This is a genomic window from Acinetobacter bouvetii DSM 14964 = CIP 107468 (assembly GCF_000368865.1).
In the GTDB taxonomy this organism is placed as follows: Bacteria; Pseudomonadota; Gammaproteobacteria; order Pseudomonadales; family Moraxellaceae; genus Acinetobacter; species Acinetobacter bouvetii.
The window spans coordinates 88,553-103,190 of sequence record NZ_KB849730.1 but is presented as its reverse complement, the minus strand read 5'-3'; the positions used below and the strand labels follow the sequence as shown (position 1 = coordinate 103,190).

The window sequence follows — 14,638 nt, the reverse complement described above, 5'->3', positions numbered from 1 at the left end:
AATGTTATAATATAACAATTAAAAAATCAAATCATGCCCAGTTAATTTCTGTAACGGGGCATTAGCCGATCTTAAGCTGCCTGCTGATGCTGCGGGCATGGCTTGCATACAGGCCTATGCGCGCGGCGGCACCAGCTCATCAAACAGATCTGATAAATTGTCCTGCATTTTTAAATGAATCATATTCCAGTAATGGCCGGATACAGTGCGGTTGACCATCAGCGTATCTGGCGAAGGCTTAAAGACATCCCAGTATTTCAAGGACGATTTCACCAATTTGATCCCGTCATGGTGCGCAGAGTTTTCAGCAAAATCATACTGCGTAGTCAGGGGGCGCATCAGCACTTCCAGCCATGCCTGATACAGCTCGGCAGGGAATTTGCCTTTTTCTGACAGGGAATGCAGCGCATCCAGCTGGTTTTCTATTTCTGCAATATTGCTGTCGCGGGCAGCCTGAATCAGTTCTTTAAAGTGATGCACAATGTCACTGGACAATGTTTTCACCCCGCCAAAATCATAAATAATCACTGTGCCGTCTTCCCGGAAAGCAAAGTTGCCGGGATGCGGGTCGCAGTGAAAACGCTTCAAGAAAAAGATTTCCTGTCCCAGCGCGCGGAAGAGCCGGCGGCCTAAGGCATTGCGGGTTTCCAGCGGCCAGCTGCTGGCGGTTTCAATGCTTTCGCCTTGTTCAAGGCTTAATGTCAGCACATGGCGTGACGAATAATCATTATAGACTTTTGGAATAATGATTTTACTATCGAGTTTTTCATGGAAAGCGCGGGCAACTTCTAAATTTTGCGCCTCAATTTCATAGTTCAGCTCATTATCCAAGCTTTCCTGAATTTCGTTAAATAAGCGCTCCTGCAGCTTGCGGTCAATTTTCAGCACACCCATCAGGCGCAAGGCTAAACGGACTTGCTTTAAGTCACTGTCGCAGGCTTCATCGATTCCGGGATATTGCACTTTGACCACCACTTGCTGGCCATCAGGCAGCAGCGCCTTATGCACTTGGCCTATGGAGGCAGCTGCAAAAGGCGTTTCCTCAAAGCTTTTAAAGATGCTGAGCAGCGGCTGGCCGAGTTCTTTTTCTACTTGCGCTTTAATTTCTGCAAAGGGCATGGGCGGCGCCTGACGCTGCAGTTTTCCAATGGCTTTGGCGACTTCAGGCGGGAAAATGTCTTTGTATTGAGAGGCAATTTGCCCCACTTTCATCACCGCGCCTTTCATTTCGCCGAGTGTGTCGGCAATTTGCAGGCCAATGTCCTGAAACATTTTGCTGCGGGATGCATTTTTCTGCTCTTCATCGGCAGTTAGGTTTTTAATCGAATTGGAAACTGTCTTGCTTGCAATACTTGCTGTCATGCTGGCAAGTTTCATAAAGCGGCGGCCGGGTGTACTTGCCGTTTTTGCCATAAGTGATGCCTCAAGCTTGAATTTTTAAATATGCTTCTGATCATAGGCGCTTATCCATCCGCTGCCTACTTTAAAATGTTAAATCTATGTTTCTATTTGATTCTTTATCATAAAAACACAGATTTTAACGGCTTCTTTTTTCCATTATGCACAGCGCAGCTTAGAATAGGCTGAAGCGGAATATTGAAGTGAATGCTGAATGAAAATGTATAGATACCTGACTGGCAAAGATGATGTGAACTTCTGCGCCCGGGTCACCAAGGCCTTAAATGAAGGATATGAGCTGTATGGTTCGCCGACCATGACGTTCAATGGTGCGGATGTGATAGTGGGGCAGGTGATTATGAAAGAGATAGAGGATGAGTCTGAAATGCCGGCAGGCTTAAAAAAGGCGGTTGATCAGCTTTAAGTTTTTATGCTTTTTCTGAAAAATGCCTGTTCAGATGATGCAATTATTGATGAAGGAGCTTGCTGCAAGCTCCTTCATGTCAAGGATGGCTTAACTGGAGATCAGCCGTTTGTTATTCATAAATAAGCGGCTGAGAAGCAGTACGCATGCCACCGTCAGGCCGACAATCAGGCCAGTCCAAACGCCAGCTGCGCCCATATCGGTAAAGCGCGCCAGATAAATGCCGACAGGGAAGGCAATAATCCAATAGGCAATCATGGTAATCCACATCGGGCCTTTGGTGTCCTGCATGCCGCGCAGGCAGCCGGCGGCGCTGACTTGCCATGCATCCATCAGCTGATAAGCGATAGCGAACAGCACTAAATAGACGGCCACCTTGGCCACGTCATAGTCACTGGTATACAGCGCGACAATCTCATAGCGCAGCAGCCACAGCAGGCTCATGGTGGCCAGCGCCAGTACGGTCGCAGTGATTAAGCCTAAAAATTGCACTTTGCGCATGGCCAGCCAGTTCTGTTCGCCATAATAGGTGCCGACGCGGATGGTTAAGGCAATCGCTAAGGACATGGGAATCATAAACAGCTGTGAAGTAATTGAAATGGCTACTTGATGCGCCGCGACGGTAATCTCGCCCAGCGGGCTGAGAATAATCGCTGCGGTGCTGAAAATACTGACTTCAAAGAAAATCGCCAAGCCGATCGGCAGCCCCAGTTTTAAAATCCGCTTTACCCAATAGCTGTCGATGCGTTCAAAAACCGCAAAGGGCTGAGTTTTTTGATAAACCTGGCCTTTGAGCACATAGGCCGCCAATGCAAAGAACATCAGCCATTGCAGAATCGCCGTAGCAAAGCCGCAGCCGGCAGAGCCTAATTTAGGAATTGGACCTAAGCCGTACATAAAGATAAAGTTCAGCGGAATCAGCGCCAAGAGCGCAATCAGGCTGATAGCCGTGACTGGGCGGGGGAATCCCAAGGCTTCTGAATAGCCGCGCAAAGCCGCATACATGGTCACGGCAGGCATGCCTAAGCCGATGGCATGTAAAAATAAGCTGGCTTTAGGCAGCAGCGCTTCCGGCACACCTAAAACAGGCAGCAGAAATGGCGCCATTTGCAAAATTAAACAGGCGATAATCCCTAGAATCAGCGCAACCCATAAGGACTGGCGCGCAATAATGGCAATTTTTTCCGGCGTACGCGCGCCATTGGCTTCCGCAACCAGCGGCGTGGTGGCAATCATGATGCCGCTGAACAGCAGCATGACCGGAATCCACAGCCCGACACCGACCGCAATGGCGGCTAAATCGTTTGCGGATAAATGCCCGGCCATAATGGTATCAATCAGTCCAAAGCCGGCTTGCGCAAACTGAGTCACTAAAATGGGAAGCATCAAGTGAAACAGTTTTTTAATTTCATAAGAGTTGGTTGTTGCAGATGCAGCATTTGACACAAAAATCACTCATTTCATCATGTGCTTAGGATGATGGTTTAGCGCTGTAAAGTGAGAAGCACACCGGTAAAAATCACCACGCCACCTAAAAGTCGCTGCCAGTTAACAGGTGTTTTTTCTGTGCCGAGCCAGCCATACTGATCGACAATCATCGACATGACAATTTGTCCGAAAATAATCAGGCCCGACAGGCTTAAAAAGCCTAATTTCGGCGCCGTATAAATACTGACGCTGATGGAGTAAACGCCTAAGCATCCGCCCAGCCATAAAAACCACGGGATTTGCCTAAGCGCGTCTACATTCGGTTTTTCGGCGGATTGAAAAAACACCAAGACAGCCAGCGCTATTGTACCAATCAAAAAGGATAAAAGGGCGGCTTGCAGCGGCGAATACAAATATTCCCGCAATTGGCTGTTGATGGCGGTTTGAATGGTCATGGCAATGCCAACCCCCATGGCAAGCGGCAGCAGCATCAGCAGATGGGAGGTTATTTTCATTCTGTCGCCCCTGATTTTTATTTAATTTTATTCAGTTTAACGGATTGGGCTGCAGAATAGGTAAGCGTGTTGATGGACTCATGTTAAAATGCATTCATATATGAATTGTTTTTTTTGAGCGCTGTCCTTGTCTGAATTAAATCCTGCACTGGTTCCCTTGTCGTTATACATTCACATGCCGTGGTGCGTGCGCAAATGCCCATACTGCGACTTTAACTCGCATGCGGTGCCAGACGGCAAACTGTCTTTGGATTTGGAGCAGGAATATCTGCAGGCGCTGGTTGCAGACTTTAGAACCCAGATTGATTTTGCCCAGGGCCGCGCTATTCACAGCGTATTTATTGGCGGAGGAACGCCGTCTTTAATTTCAGCCAAAGGCTATCAATGGCTGTTTGCACAGCTCAAGGCGCTGCTTGCATTTGAGGAAAATTGTGAAATTACGCTGGAAGCCAACCCCGGCACAGTAGAGCATGATCCATTTGCTGGCTATTTAGAGGCAGGCATTAACCGCCTATCCATCGGTGTGCAAAGTTTTAATGCCGATCATTTGAAAAAATTGGGGCGGATTCATTCTGACGATGACGCTGTTTCCGCCATTCAGCATGCGAAAGAAGCCGGTTTTACGCGGGTCAATGTCGATTTAATGCATGGCCTGCCTGAACAGACCTTAGAACAGGCCCTGCTGGATCTGAAACTGGCGGTGGAAAGCGGCGCGACCCATGTCTCTTGGTATCAGCTGACGATTGAGCCGAATACGGTCTTTTTTAGAACCCAGCCGGTTTTGCCGGTAGACGATGTTTTGGAAGAGATCCAAGAACAGGGCGAAGCGTATTTAACCGCGCAAGGCTTTGTCAATTATGAAGTGTCTGCATGGCGCAAGGAAAAACCGTCTGCGCATAATTTGAATTACTGGCAATTTGGCGATTATCTGGCGATTGGCGCCGGCGCGCACGGCAAAGTGACTCAGCCTGATGGCGTATACCGCTTTCAGAAAACCCGTTTGCCGAAAGATTATTTAGCCAAGGTGCCGGCAGAGCATTTGCAGTTTAAGCGCATTGAAGATGCAGACCTGCCGTTTGAGTTCATGATGAATGCCTTGCGTTTAAATGACGGCGTAGACGCCAGCCTGTACGCAGAGCGGACAGGCCTTGATTTAGCGGAATTGAATGAAAAGCTCGTTCCGCTGCGCCAGCGCCAGTTGATGTTAAATGATTTGAGCCGGATTGCATGCACAGAGCAGGGCCATGTGTTTTTAAATTCGGTGCTGGAAGAGTTGTTATAAATGGCATATTTGCCATGCAGTCATTAGAGCATATAAATATGCAGCGTAATATTTCAATTGATCTTCTTAAATTGGCTTTAGCGGTCTGTGTGGTTTTTTTGCATACCCATATTTTTTATGATTATTCAAGCCTGCTTGAACATAGTTTAGCGCAAGGCCTTTTTAGAATCGCCGTTCCTGTATTTTTGGTGATTACAGGATATTATTTTTTATATATCGATAATTTTAATAAATTTAAAAAATGGCTGAAAAGAGTTTTTATTTTATATGCTCTGTGGATGGCTTTTTATTGTCCGATTTGGTGGTCTCCTAATTTATCTTACAATATTTCAACAATTTACAATGGATATTTTGTCTTGTGGTATTTGGTTGGGGTGCTTTGGGGCGGCGGGCTGTTATATTTCTTAAGAAACATCAGCGGAAAAAAACTGTGGATTATCGCAAGCCTATTCTTTATTGCCGGTGTGGCCATTCAGCAAGCCGGCAATCTGCATTGGTTCAGCGGCTATTGGGACTGGAAGCTGAATCAGTACACCACGCATAGAAATTTTTTAACCGTGAGCTTTCCATTTATGGCTTTAGGTTTTTTAATGCATAAATATAAAGCTCTCACCATTGATAAATTTGATATAAAAGGCTGGCATATTGTTATTTTAATTGGGCTTGTGATTTTTGAGTCTTTATTGAATTACTTTTTGATCAGTAAAAAAGAAAGCTTAGACCAGATGTTTTCGCTGTATTTTGCTGCGCCAGCTATCGTCGCATACTGCCTGAATAGGGAAATGCTCAGCAGCCATAAGGAAATCGCCAATCTATCGACTGCGATATTTTTAATTCATCCGTTCTTTATCTATCACTTGAAAAGCTATTTTATCGGGCAGCAAACATTATTCAGCTTTGCTGTTTTACTGTGTTCTGCCGCCGCAGGCTGTTTATTGGTGCTGATGAATAAGAAGGTAAAATATCTATTATAAAGATGTAACAGCGCTTTGAGTGCATGAAGAGATTTTAGAGGGGAAAGATCCTGCAGAAAAAAAGAGCGCCGAGGCGCCCTTTTTTATGTCAGCAATTTAAAACTCAGTAATCAAAGCTGAAATGTTCAGCAGCTAAAGAGGTCATGGTTTTAGACGGATTGACCATGGCTTCTGCATGGCCTTGCGTGCGCGGCAGCATGCGTTCAAAGTAGAAGTCAGCCACTTTGATTTTCGCTTTATAGAACTCAGGAACTTCCTGGCCTTCGCCAGCCGCTAATTTTGCAGATGCGACTGCCGCTTGCTGCGCCCAGAAATACGCCATCATCACATAGCCTGAGAACATCAGGAAGTCCGTTGAAGCTGAAGAAACGATATCGCGGTCTTTACGCGCCGCCAGCATAATGCGGACGGTTAAAGCATTCCATTGTGCGCAAAGCTTAGTCAAGTCCCAGGCAAAACGGCGCATGTATTTATTGCGCGCATGCTGGCCGCAGAATTTTAAAATTTCAGCGGTGTAGTCGCGAATCACTTTGCCCTTTGAGGTTAAAAGAACTTTACGGCCGATTAAATCCAGCGCCTGAACGCCAGTGGTCCCTTCGTACAGTGTAGAGATGCGTGAGTCACGGACAATCTGTTCCATGCCCCATTCTTTAATGTAGCCGTGGCCGCCGTAAACCTGCATGCCGTGGTTGGCTGCTTCATAGCCTAATTCAGTCAAGAAGCCTTTAAGAATAGGGGTATAGAAGCCAAGATGATCATCGTGCGCTTCAAAGGCCGCGGTGTCGCCGCGCGTTAAGGCATCGGCCATTTTGTCGGCAATTTGCGCAGCGTAATAAATCATCGAGCGGCCGCCTTCCGCAACCGCTTTTTGCGTCAGCAGCATGCGGCGCACATCGGCGTGGTGAATAATGGCATCAGCCACTTTATCGGGGTCTTTTTTGCCCGATAACGCGCGCATAGACATGCGGTCTTTGGCATATGGCAATGCGCCCTGGAATGCCAATTCAGCGTGCGCAATGCCCTGAATCGCCGTCCCGATACGCGCGGTGTTCATGAAGGTGAACATTGCGTGCAGGCCTTTGTTAGGCTCGCCAATCAGGAAGCCTTTGGCATTGTCAAAGTTCAATACCGCAGTCGCTGAAGCGCGGATCCCCATCTTGTGTTCGATTGAACCGCAAGTCACAGGGTTGCGTTCACCCGCAGAACCGTCGGCGTTCACCATAAACTTAGGCACAATAAACAGCGAAATGCCTTTGGTGCCAGCAGGCGCATCTGGAAGGCGGGCAAGGACAATATGCACAATATTATCGGTTAAGTCATGCTCGCCTGCAGAGATGAAAATCTTTGTGCCGCTGATTGCATAGCTGCCGTCAGCATTTGGCTCGGCTTTAGATTTTACTTGGCCGAGGTCTGTGCCGCATTGAGGTTCGGTTAAGCACATAGTGCCTGACCACGTGCCAGCGACAAGGTGCGGCAAATACTGATTCTTTTGTTCTTCTGTACCAAACTGCATGATGGTGTTAATGCAGCCGACGCTCAAGCCAGGATACATTTGGAATGACCAGTTGGCTGTGCCCATCATTTCTGACTTAATCAAGTTCAGCGATTGAGGCAGGTTTTGACCGCCAAATTCTTCAGGAAAAGAAAGGCCTTGCCAGCCGCCTTGCACGAACTGGTCATAGGCTTCCTTAAAGCCTTTCGGGGTTTTCACTTCACCGTTTTCAAAGTGGCAGCCTTCAGCATCGCCTGTTTGGTTCAATGGCGACAAAATATTTTCACAAAAATCGGCAGCGCCTTCAAGAATCATATCTACAGTATCAGCATCCGCAGCTTCACCGTTAGATAAGGTTTGGTAATGTGCCGGATAATCAAGTACTTCATTCATCAAGAAGCGAATGTCGTGTAAAGGAGCTTTATAAGCAGGCATAATGTTAATCCTAATTTAAAAATAGTTTTGGATTATCTGAATCGATGATTTGATTATTCACAATAATGATCAAATTACATTGATGCCACAGACTGAGAAAATTGTCAGAAATGCGAATTTGGTATGAAAGGCTAGCTTTACTTTAGAATGCTTCTGTTACAGTAGCAATTGATCATTTGTTTAATTTTTCATAATTAAAGTCTAAATAAACTGGGTATTAAAAAGAATTTATGCGTCTAAAATATTTAACCTTCTGCGTATTGGGCCTGAGCTTAAGCGCCTGTACACAACATGTCATTAAGTCCACTTCAGCAACTGAACAGGCTTTGGGTGAGCGTGCCGCGGCGGGCATGAATGCCGTCTTTGAAACCAGCAGCTATGACGTGAATGGACAGTTTTCTATTCAGGCGCAGCTGAATGACAGCGCGGCATCCAAAAAGCAGAGTCCGGCGCAGCGGCAGCCGTCCGGGTTGAATCCGGAATTAAAAAAGCAATTAGATCAGTTGATTAAAACTCAAAAACTGCAATTGAGTTCGAAAGAGCGCAAACAGTTATATGACGCAGTTGCCAAAGAGCAGGATCAGGATGGGTTCTTGACTGGCGGGCGTGGCAGCGCAGGTGCCGGTGTGGCGGAAAGCCTGCTGAATGTCTTGAATGACCTCCAATTCAGCTATGATGGGTCGGTGCATTATCGTCAGAAAATGGCCAATTTAAATTTAAACCTAAAATATCAAAAGCCGACGCTGCTGGTGCAGGCGCAGCTGCCGATGATTATCGATTTGAATGATTTTAAGCTGTACACCAACTACTTTGCCTTTATACCATTTATGGTCAATCGTGACAGCCAGACGTCATATGCTTATGTCGATTTTTCAAAATATAAAGATGAATTCAATCAGGTCAATTTTAAAAATTTAGCGCTTTATCTTAAACAGTTAAATGCATTGCCTTATGCGTTGGCAACGCCAGACCAAGTGGCGGCAATCAATTTAAGCGCAGCTGAAAAGCAGCAGGGCTTAAGCAGTAAAATCCGTTATCAAGGTACTTTAGAACAATTAGCACTGCAAATGAGTCTGTTTGAATGGGTCAATGCGCCTTATTACGACACACAAGTCAAAGGGCAAAAGCAGCTGTCGAAAGATGCGGCCATTGCTCAGGCTGAGGCAGTGTCTGCACCTGCTCATGATGCGGCTCAAATACGGTCCTCCGATGATGAAACAGAAGATCAGCTGAGCGCGGCTGCCGATGATTCAGCAACACGTGTAGAAGCGCTGATACAGGCCAAAGCCCATGCCATGTTCGCGCATGAAGAGGCTGCTTCAGATCAGGCGGATGCCGCAGAAGCTGAGGAAGAAGAATCGGGTGAGCGCGATGAGGCTGCCGATGCGGCGATGGCTGCAACCGCGTGTGCATCTGAGGATGCCTGCGATGCATCCCGTGAAGACTCTGTGGCTCATGCAGAAGCGCTAGAAGCGTCTGGATTATCGGATGACGCTTGTCAGGCCTTAACCCAGGCGGAAAAAGTACCTGCGGGTTATTTTACCTTGTGTCGCGAATGGTACGGCATTGATGTCTTTAAGCCGGCCTTGGAACAGGCCGCGGAAGAGCAAGCAGCGCCAGAACATCCCAAATTGACGGCATTAGAACAATTAAAACCGATATTTATGGTGTACCAGTCTGAACAGCTGACCGATGTGCATCGCTTTAAGCAGCTGTGGCAAAAGCATGATACTGAAATTCAGCAGGCCTTAAAGCAGGATCAGAGTGATGCAACCGCATTCACGATGGATGTGGCTTTAGATCAGGCAGGGCGCTTGCAAGCTTTGGATTATGACCTGTTGATTAAAGATGAAAAAATGGGTCAGTTTAAGTTTATGAGCCATAACCAAGTGTCCAATTATGGCCGGGCCAAACCGATTGACCGCAATGTATTAAAAAATGCCAAGTCGATTGAGGAGGTTTCTAAAGGCTCATTGCTCGAGCGTGCGTCCAAAGGCCTGCTGGGTTCTTTAGGTGCAGGCCAGGCGGAAGCGTCGACGTCTGCCAATGACGCTGATGCAAAAACGGCAGATGAATATCTAAGCCAAATTGCGTTAGACACGTATAAGCGGACAGGTTCATGGCTGAAAAGCTATCAAGCCGTTTTTGGACTGTATGCCGCCATTAAACAGTCTGAGTTAAGCAAACATTATTCTGCGGCAGAGCTGAATGAAATTGCAGAACTTTCGGCTTATCATTTCAATGAGGATTTACCGAAGCCTAAAGGCGCGTCATTGACGCGGTTAAACCAGTTGGCAGAGAAGCATCAGTTAAAAAATCCCGACAGTTTTGATGACCTGGGCTATTCAGTAAATAAAATTGTCAATCAAGCGACCGAAGAATACAAAGTACAGCAGCTTTGGAATCAAAGGATGAAGCAGCACAAGACCCGGCAAGCGGTTTTTGCAAGCTATTATGCAGAAACATTTGCAGATGAATATTCACTGAGTGCTGAGCAAAAGCTCCAATTAGACAAGGCGTCGCAGGTATTTGCGCAAGCGTTTGCTGATGATTTGAAACATCAGCTGTCAGAAAAGTCGATTCAAAATTTAGACGAGAATAGCCTCGATTTATTTGATGATGGCATTTACCGCGCAGTGTATCACGATGTGATGACGTATCTTCCAAAATAAGGCACTGAAAAAAAGAACCTCCGCAGAGGTTCTTTTTTTGGCTAAAATTTATAAAAAATCTTTTAAGTCGGGTTTAACGCCATTCCAAATGCGGAAGGATTCAATGGCTTGACCCACCAGCATGCCAAAGCCTTCCGAAGCAGGAACCCCGCGCGCTTTGGCTTGATCTAAAAAGCTTGAGGGTTTGCCATAGGCCATTTCGTAGGCCTGCTTGAATTGCAGCGCTTCGGGCAGAATCAGGGCATCACCGCTGAGGCTGGCAGATGTCGCATTAATGGCAATATCAAAATGGCCTTGCAGCGCATCCAGGCCGGCAGCGCTTAACTCAGCTGCAGGCACGGCATCTTTTAAGTCAGCAACCAGCTGTTCTGCACGGGCAAGGGTACGGTTGGCAATTACAATTTTTTTCGCGCCAGCCTGTACCAGCGGATAAATCACCCCGCGGGTTGCGCCGCCTGCGCCAATAATTAAAATGTCTGTGTGTTCCAGATTCCAGCCCAGCGCCTTCATGGCATCCACAAGGCCTTGCCCGTCAGTATTGTCGCCATGTAATTTACCGTCTTGCATCCATAGCGTATTCACGGCCTTGGCGATTTTGGCGCGTTCAGTTAACACGGCGCAGGCCGCAAAAGCCTGTTCTTTAAATGGAACTGTGACATTCATGCCGGCGCCGCCTTGCGCAAAGAATGCCTTCATGCTGGCGTCAAAACCGTCCAGCGGCGCTAAGCGTTTGCTGTAGTGCAGATCCACACCGGTTTTAGCCGCAAAGGCATGATGCAGCTCCGGTGAGCGGGATTGTTCAATTGGGTTGCCAATAACGGCGAATTGCTTGCTCATCGCACAAAATCCATGTGGAGAAATGTGCATCAATATACGGCAAATTGCGGGCGCGCTAAAGCGCTCATCTGAAATTAGGAGGGAAGGCGGTCTGCGGCTGCTAGGGATTGCATACGGCTAATACCGCATCCACCATTAAAAATGCTGCGCTGATGAGAATGCCTGCCAGCGCAAGCGCCATGCTGGTAAATGCAAAGTTGTCGTTGAATGCGCTTTCTGAGAAAACAGCAGTGCTGATGGACCCCATCATGGCGGCAATAAAGGCCCAAAACAGCAGGGCAGCGGAGCTGATTTTTTTCGTATTCATTATGCTTTGCCTCATGCAATTGAGAGGAAATATACAGATTTTACATGTCATTTCTGTGTCTATGCTGATACTACACGAGCCAAAAAATAAAGGGTGAATTTGTTGAAAAATTAACAGGAGTTCCAGTCAGGAATTTGTGTTGACGCGTTAATCTTTGCAAAGCCGGTATAAAAGATGTGAACGGCTGGCAGCCGGTGTAAAAACTTGTATGCATGCTGCAGAGAAAAACCCCCAGAAATGGAGGTTTTTCTTTTGCTTTTAGGGTCAGCAGCAGCGCATGTTTATTTCAGCTTGCCGAGCCAATCTTGCGGTTTTAAATAATAGTCAGTCAGTTTTTTCTCTGCAGAATGTTCATCCCATTCTGGACGGTAGGACCAGCCCGCCAGCGGCGGCATGCTGACCAAAATGGATTCAATCCGTCCGCCTGTTTGTAAGCCAAACAAGGTTCCGCGGTCATAAACCAGATTGTATTCGACATAGCGGCCGCGGCGGTAGAGCTGGAATTCCCGCTGCGCTTCGCTATAAGGCTTGTCCTGATTGCGCTGGAAGATTGGCAGGATGGCTTCTAAATAGCCGTTTCCGACAGCCTGCATATATTGGAAGCAGGTTTCAAAATCCCACTGGTTTAAATCATCAAAGAATAACCCGCCCACGCCGCGCTGTTCATCGCGGTGTTTTAAGTAGAAATAATCATCACACCATTTTTTGTGTTCGTCATAGACCGCTTCGCCAAAAGGCGCGCACAGGTCATGTGCAGTTTGATGCCATGACCGCACATCTTCATCATTCGGGTAAAACGGCGTCAAGTCAAAACCGCCGCCGAACCACCAAATCGGGTCTTGGCCTTCTTTTTCCGCTACAAACAGGCGCACATTGGCATGCGAAGTCGGCACATTGGGGTTTTTCGGATGAATCACCAATGAAACCCCCATGGCCTGCGCTTTGGCGCCGGCAATATTCGGATGGCGTTCAGTCGCAGAAGCGGGCAGCTTGGAAATATTGATATGCGAGAACATCACCCCGCCTTTTTCAATCACGGCGCCGTTTTGCAGGACACGCGAGCGCCCGCCGCCGCCTTCAGGCCGTTCCCAGTCATCAATCATGAACTCGGCTGAACCGCCGCCAGCGCGTTCCTGCTGTTCGAGCGCAGCGCAAATGCGGGCTTGCAGGCCGGTAAGGAAATCTCGGACACGCTGAATATCTGCGGAAGTTGGATGCTGCATCTGGACCTTCAAAAGGAAAATCAAAAACTGTAAACATCAAAGCATAGATTCAGCAAAAACTTAAGGAATTTTTACTGATGCGCATGCTTGAATATTTGGCGATTCGCGGGTTAGGAATACAGATGAGGGCGCTTTAATCCGACTAAAAGGCTAGGTTGAATTCAAAAATGAAGCTCCGCAAAATAGGGTGAGAAAGATTTATTTTGAGCGATGGGGCGGCGCGCATGCAGCAGTTAAAATCACTGATTCAAAAGTACAATGTGCCGGGGCCGCGCTATACCAGTTATCCGACTGTGCCGTATTGGGATGAGCAGTCCTTTTCATTGGCGCTTTGGAAACAGACCCTGAAGCGCTCCTTTGACGAATCCAACTGCTCTGAAGGCATCAGCCTGTATATCCATTTGCCGTTTTGCGAAAGCCTGTGCACCTTTTGCGGCTGCCATAAAAAAGTCACTAAAAAGCATGAGATGGAGCAGCCTTATATTCAGGCCGTGCTGAAAGAATGGGACTTGTATTGCCGGCTCCTGCAGGATACGCCTGTGATTAAAGAAATTCATTTGGGCGGCGGCACGCCCACTTTTTTCTCGCCAGCGCATTTAACGCAGCTGATTGACGGCATTTTGTCCAAAGCGGAAATCGCCAAAGAATATGAGTTCAGTTTTGAGGGGCATCCGAACAACACCACACGGGAGCATTTGCAGGCGCTGTATGACTTAGGCTTCCGCCGGGTCAGTTATGGCGTGCAGGACTACAATGAAACTGTGCAAAAAGCCATTCACCGCATTCAGCCCTATGAAAATGTAGAACGCGTGACGCAGTGGGCGCGTGAGATCGGCTATACCTCCATTTCACATGATTTGGTCTTTGGCCTGCCGTTCCAAAACTTGGAAGATGTGCTGCAGACCATTCATCAGACCCGACGCTTGATGCCGGACCGCCTGGCGTTCTACAGCTATGCGCATGTGCCCTGGATTAAAGGCAATGGCCAGCGCGGCTTTAAAGATGCCGATGTGCCGAAAGATGACATGAAGCGTCAATGCTATGAGGAAGGCAAAAAGCAATTGCTGGCGCAGGGCTACCATGAAATCGGCATGGATCATTTTGCGCTGCCATCCGATGAAATGGCGAAAGCGTTTGCAGAGGGCAGCCTGCACCGCAATTTTATGGGCTATACCGCCTCTAAAACTCAAGTGATGATTGGGCTTGGCATGTCTTCCATCAGCGACAGCTGGTACAGTTTTGCGCAAAATGAAAAGAAACTGGAAGATTATTATGCGCGCCTGGAACAGGATGAAATCCCGGTTTATCGCGGGCATGTGCTGTCGCAGGAAGATTTGATCATCCGCCAGCATATTTTAAATTTGATGTGTAGCTTTAACACGTCTTGGAGTGCCCCAGCACAATATTTTGCTGAATTGCCTCAAGTCTTGGCACAGCTGGCAGAAATGCAGCAGGATGGCTTGCTGGAAATGACAGAAGACTGCATTCAGGTGACCGAGCAGGGCAAGCCTTTTGTGCGCAATGTCTGCATGGCCTTTGATTTGCATTTAAAGCGCAAAGTGCCGGGGAACCGGATTTTTTCGATGACGATTTGAATCTCCCCTAACCCCTCTTTAGCAAAGAGGGGAAAGCCTCCCTTTGCAAAAGGGAG

Annotated in this window: 12 protein-coding genes; 5 read left to right on the top strand and 7 right to left on the bottom strand. The window is 47.4% G+C overall.

Annotation, left to right across the window (positions count from 1 at the left end):
• Positions 1-114: 114 nt before the first annotated feature.
• On the bottom strand, positions 115-1,413 hold the full coding sequence (locus F941_RS15105; RefSeq protein WP_005013080.1) for an ABC1 kinase family protein: 1,299 nt from the start codon (positions 1,411-1,413) through the stop codon (positions 115-117).
• Between the two features lie 199 nt (positions 1,414-1,612).
• Between F941_RS15105 and F941_RS15100 the strand changes: the two genes are divergently transcribed.
• Entirely contained in the window at positions 1,613-1,822 is a 210-nt protein-coding gene (locus F941_RS15100) for a DUF1737 domain-containing protein (protein ID WP_005013079.1), read from the top strand.
• Positions 1,823-1,912: 90 nt separating this feature from the next.
• Here F941_RS15100 and F941_RS15095 read toward each other — a convergent pair whose 3' ends face one another.
• On the bottom strand, positions 1,913-3,268 hold the full coding sequence (locus F941_RS15095; RefSeq protein WP_005013078.1) for an MATE family efflux transporter: 1,356 nt from the start codon (positions 3,266-3,268) through the stop codon (positions 1,913-1,915).
• 38 nt (positions 3,269-3,306) lie between these two features.
• Positions 3,307-3,765, bottom strand: a complete 459-nt coding sequence (locus F941_RS15090) for a DMT family transporter (RefSeq protein WP_005013074.1) — start codon at positions 3,763-3,765, stop codon at positions 3,307-3,309.
• 127 nt (positions 3,766-3,892) lie between these two features.
• Between F941_RS15090 and hemW the strand changes: the two genes are divergently transcribed.
• Both hemW and F941_RS15080 read left to right on the top strand, forming a co-directional pair.
• Positions 3,893-5,047 carry a radical SAM family heme chaperone HemW gene (gene hemW, locus F941_RS15085; protein ID WP_005013072.1) on the top strand — a complete coding sequence of 385 codons (1,155 nt, stop codon included), beginning with the start codon at positions 3,893-3,895 and terminating at the stop codon, positions 5,045-5,047.
• Between the two features lie 38 nt (positions 5,048-5,085).
• Positions 5,086-6,021: an acyltransferase family protein gene (locus F941_RS15080; RefSeq protein ID WP_005013071.1), complete on the top strand. Its 936-nt coding sequence runs from the start codon at positions 5,086-5,088 to the stop codon at positions 6,019-6,021.
• Between the two features lie 103 nt (positions 6,022-6,124).
• On the opposite strand, the gene F941_RS15075 is transcribed toward F941_RS15080, so the two are convergent.
• Positions 6,125-7,948 (bottom strand): acyl-CoA dehydrogenase C-terminal domain-containing protein, encoded by a 1,824-nt coding sequence (locus F941_RS15075; RefSeq protein ID WP_005013068.1) that lies wholly within the window; start codon positions 7,946-7,948, stop codon positions 6,125-6,127.
• Between the two features lie 230 nt (positions 7,949-8,178).
• Between F941_RS15075 and F941_RS15070 the strand changes: the two genes are divergently transcribed.
• Entirely contained in the window at positions 8,179-10,620 is a 2,442-nt protein-coding gene (locus F941_RS15070) for a hypothetical protein (RefSeq protein ID WP_005013066.1), read from the top strand.
• A 48-nt stretch (positions 10,621-10,668) separates the two neighbouring features.
• Here F941_RS15070 and aroE read toward each other — a convergent pair whose 3' ends face one another.
• The 3 genes from aroE to hemF form a co-directional block, all read right to left on the bottom strand.
• Positions 10,669-11,457, bottom strand: coding sequence for a shikimate dehydrogenase (gene aroE / locus F941_RS15065; protein WP_005013064.1), 789 nt, complete (start codon positions 11,455-11,457; stop codon positions 10,669-10,671).
• A 100-nt stretch (positions 11,458-11,557) separates the two neighbouring features.
• Positions 11,558-11,764 carry a hypothetical protein gene (locus F941_RS15060; RefSeq protein WP_005013063.1) on the bottom strand — a complete coding sequence of 69 codons (207 nt, stop codon included), beginning with the start codon at positions 11,762-11,764 and terminating at the stop codon, positions 11,558-11,560.
• Positions 11,765-12,045: 281 nt separating this feature from the next.
• On the bottom strand, positions 12,046-12,987 hold the full coding sequence (gene hemF, locus F941_RS15055; protein ID WP_005013062.1) for an oxygen-dependent coproporphyrinogen oxidase: 942 nt from the start codon (positions 12,985-12,987) through the stop codon (positions 12,046-12,048).
• A gap of 224 nt (positions 12,988-13,211) precedes the next feature.
• Here hemF and hemN point away from each other — a divergent pair, with 224 nt between their 5' ends.
• The gene (gene hemN / locus F941_RS15050) at positions 13,212-14,582 is read left to right on the top strand and encodes an oxygen-independent coproporphyrinogen III oxidase (protein WP_026253396.1); all 1,371 of its coding nucleotides are present in this window, start codon (positions 13,212-13,214) and stop codon (positions 14,580-14,582) included.
• Positions 14,583-14,638: the final 56 nt, after the last annotated feature.

Bases quoted from the DNA above. Each gene is read 5' to 3' on its own strand.
- F941_RS15105 (WP_005013080.1), bottom strand. From the start codon at position 1,413: ATGGCAAAAACGGCAAGTACACCCGGCCGCCGCTTTATGAAACTTGCC.
- F941_RS15100 (WP_005013079.1), top strand. From the start codon at position 1,613: ATGAAAATGTATAGATACCTGACTGGCAAAGATGATGTGAACTTCTGC.
- F941_RS15090 (WP_005013074.1), bottom strand. From the start codon at position 3,765: ATGAAAATAACCTCCCATCTGCTGATGCTGCTGCCGCTTGCCATGGGG.
- F941_RS15080 (WP_005013071.1), top strand. From the start codon at position 5,086: ATGCAGCGTAATATTTCAATTGATCTTCTTAAATTGGCTTTAGCGGTC.
- F941_RS15075 (WP_005013068.1), bottom strand. From the start codon at position 7,948: ATGCCTGCTTATAAAGCTCCTTTACACGACATTCGCTTCTTGATGAAT.
- F941_RS15070 (WP_005013066.1), top strand. From the start codon at position 8,179: ATGCGTCTAAAATATTTAACCTTCTGCGTATTGGGCCTGAGCTTAAGC.
- aroE (WP_005013064.1), bottom strand. From the start codon at position 11,457: ATGAGCAAGCAATTCGCCGTTATTGGCAACCCAATTGAACAATCCCGC.
- F941_RS15060 (WP_005013063.1), bottom strand. From the start codon at position 11,764: ATGAATACGAAAAAAATCAGCTCCGCTGCCCTGCTGTTTTGGGCCTTT.
- hemF (WP_005013062.1), bottom strand. From the start codon at position 12,987: ATGCAGCATCCAACTTCCGCAGATATTCAGCGTGTCCGAGATTTCCTT.
- hemN (WP_026253396.1), top strand. From the start codon at position 13,212: ATGCAGCAGTTAAAATCACTGATTCAAAAGTACAATGTGCCGGGGCCG.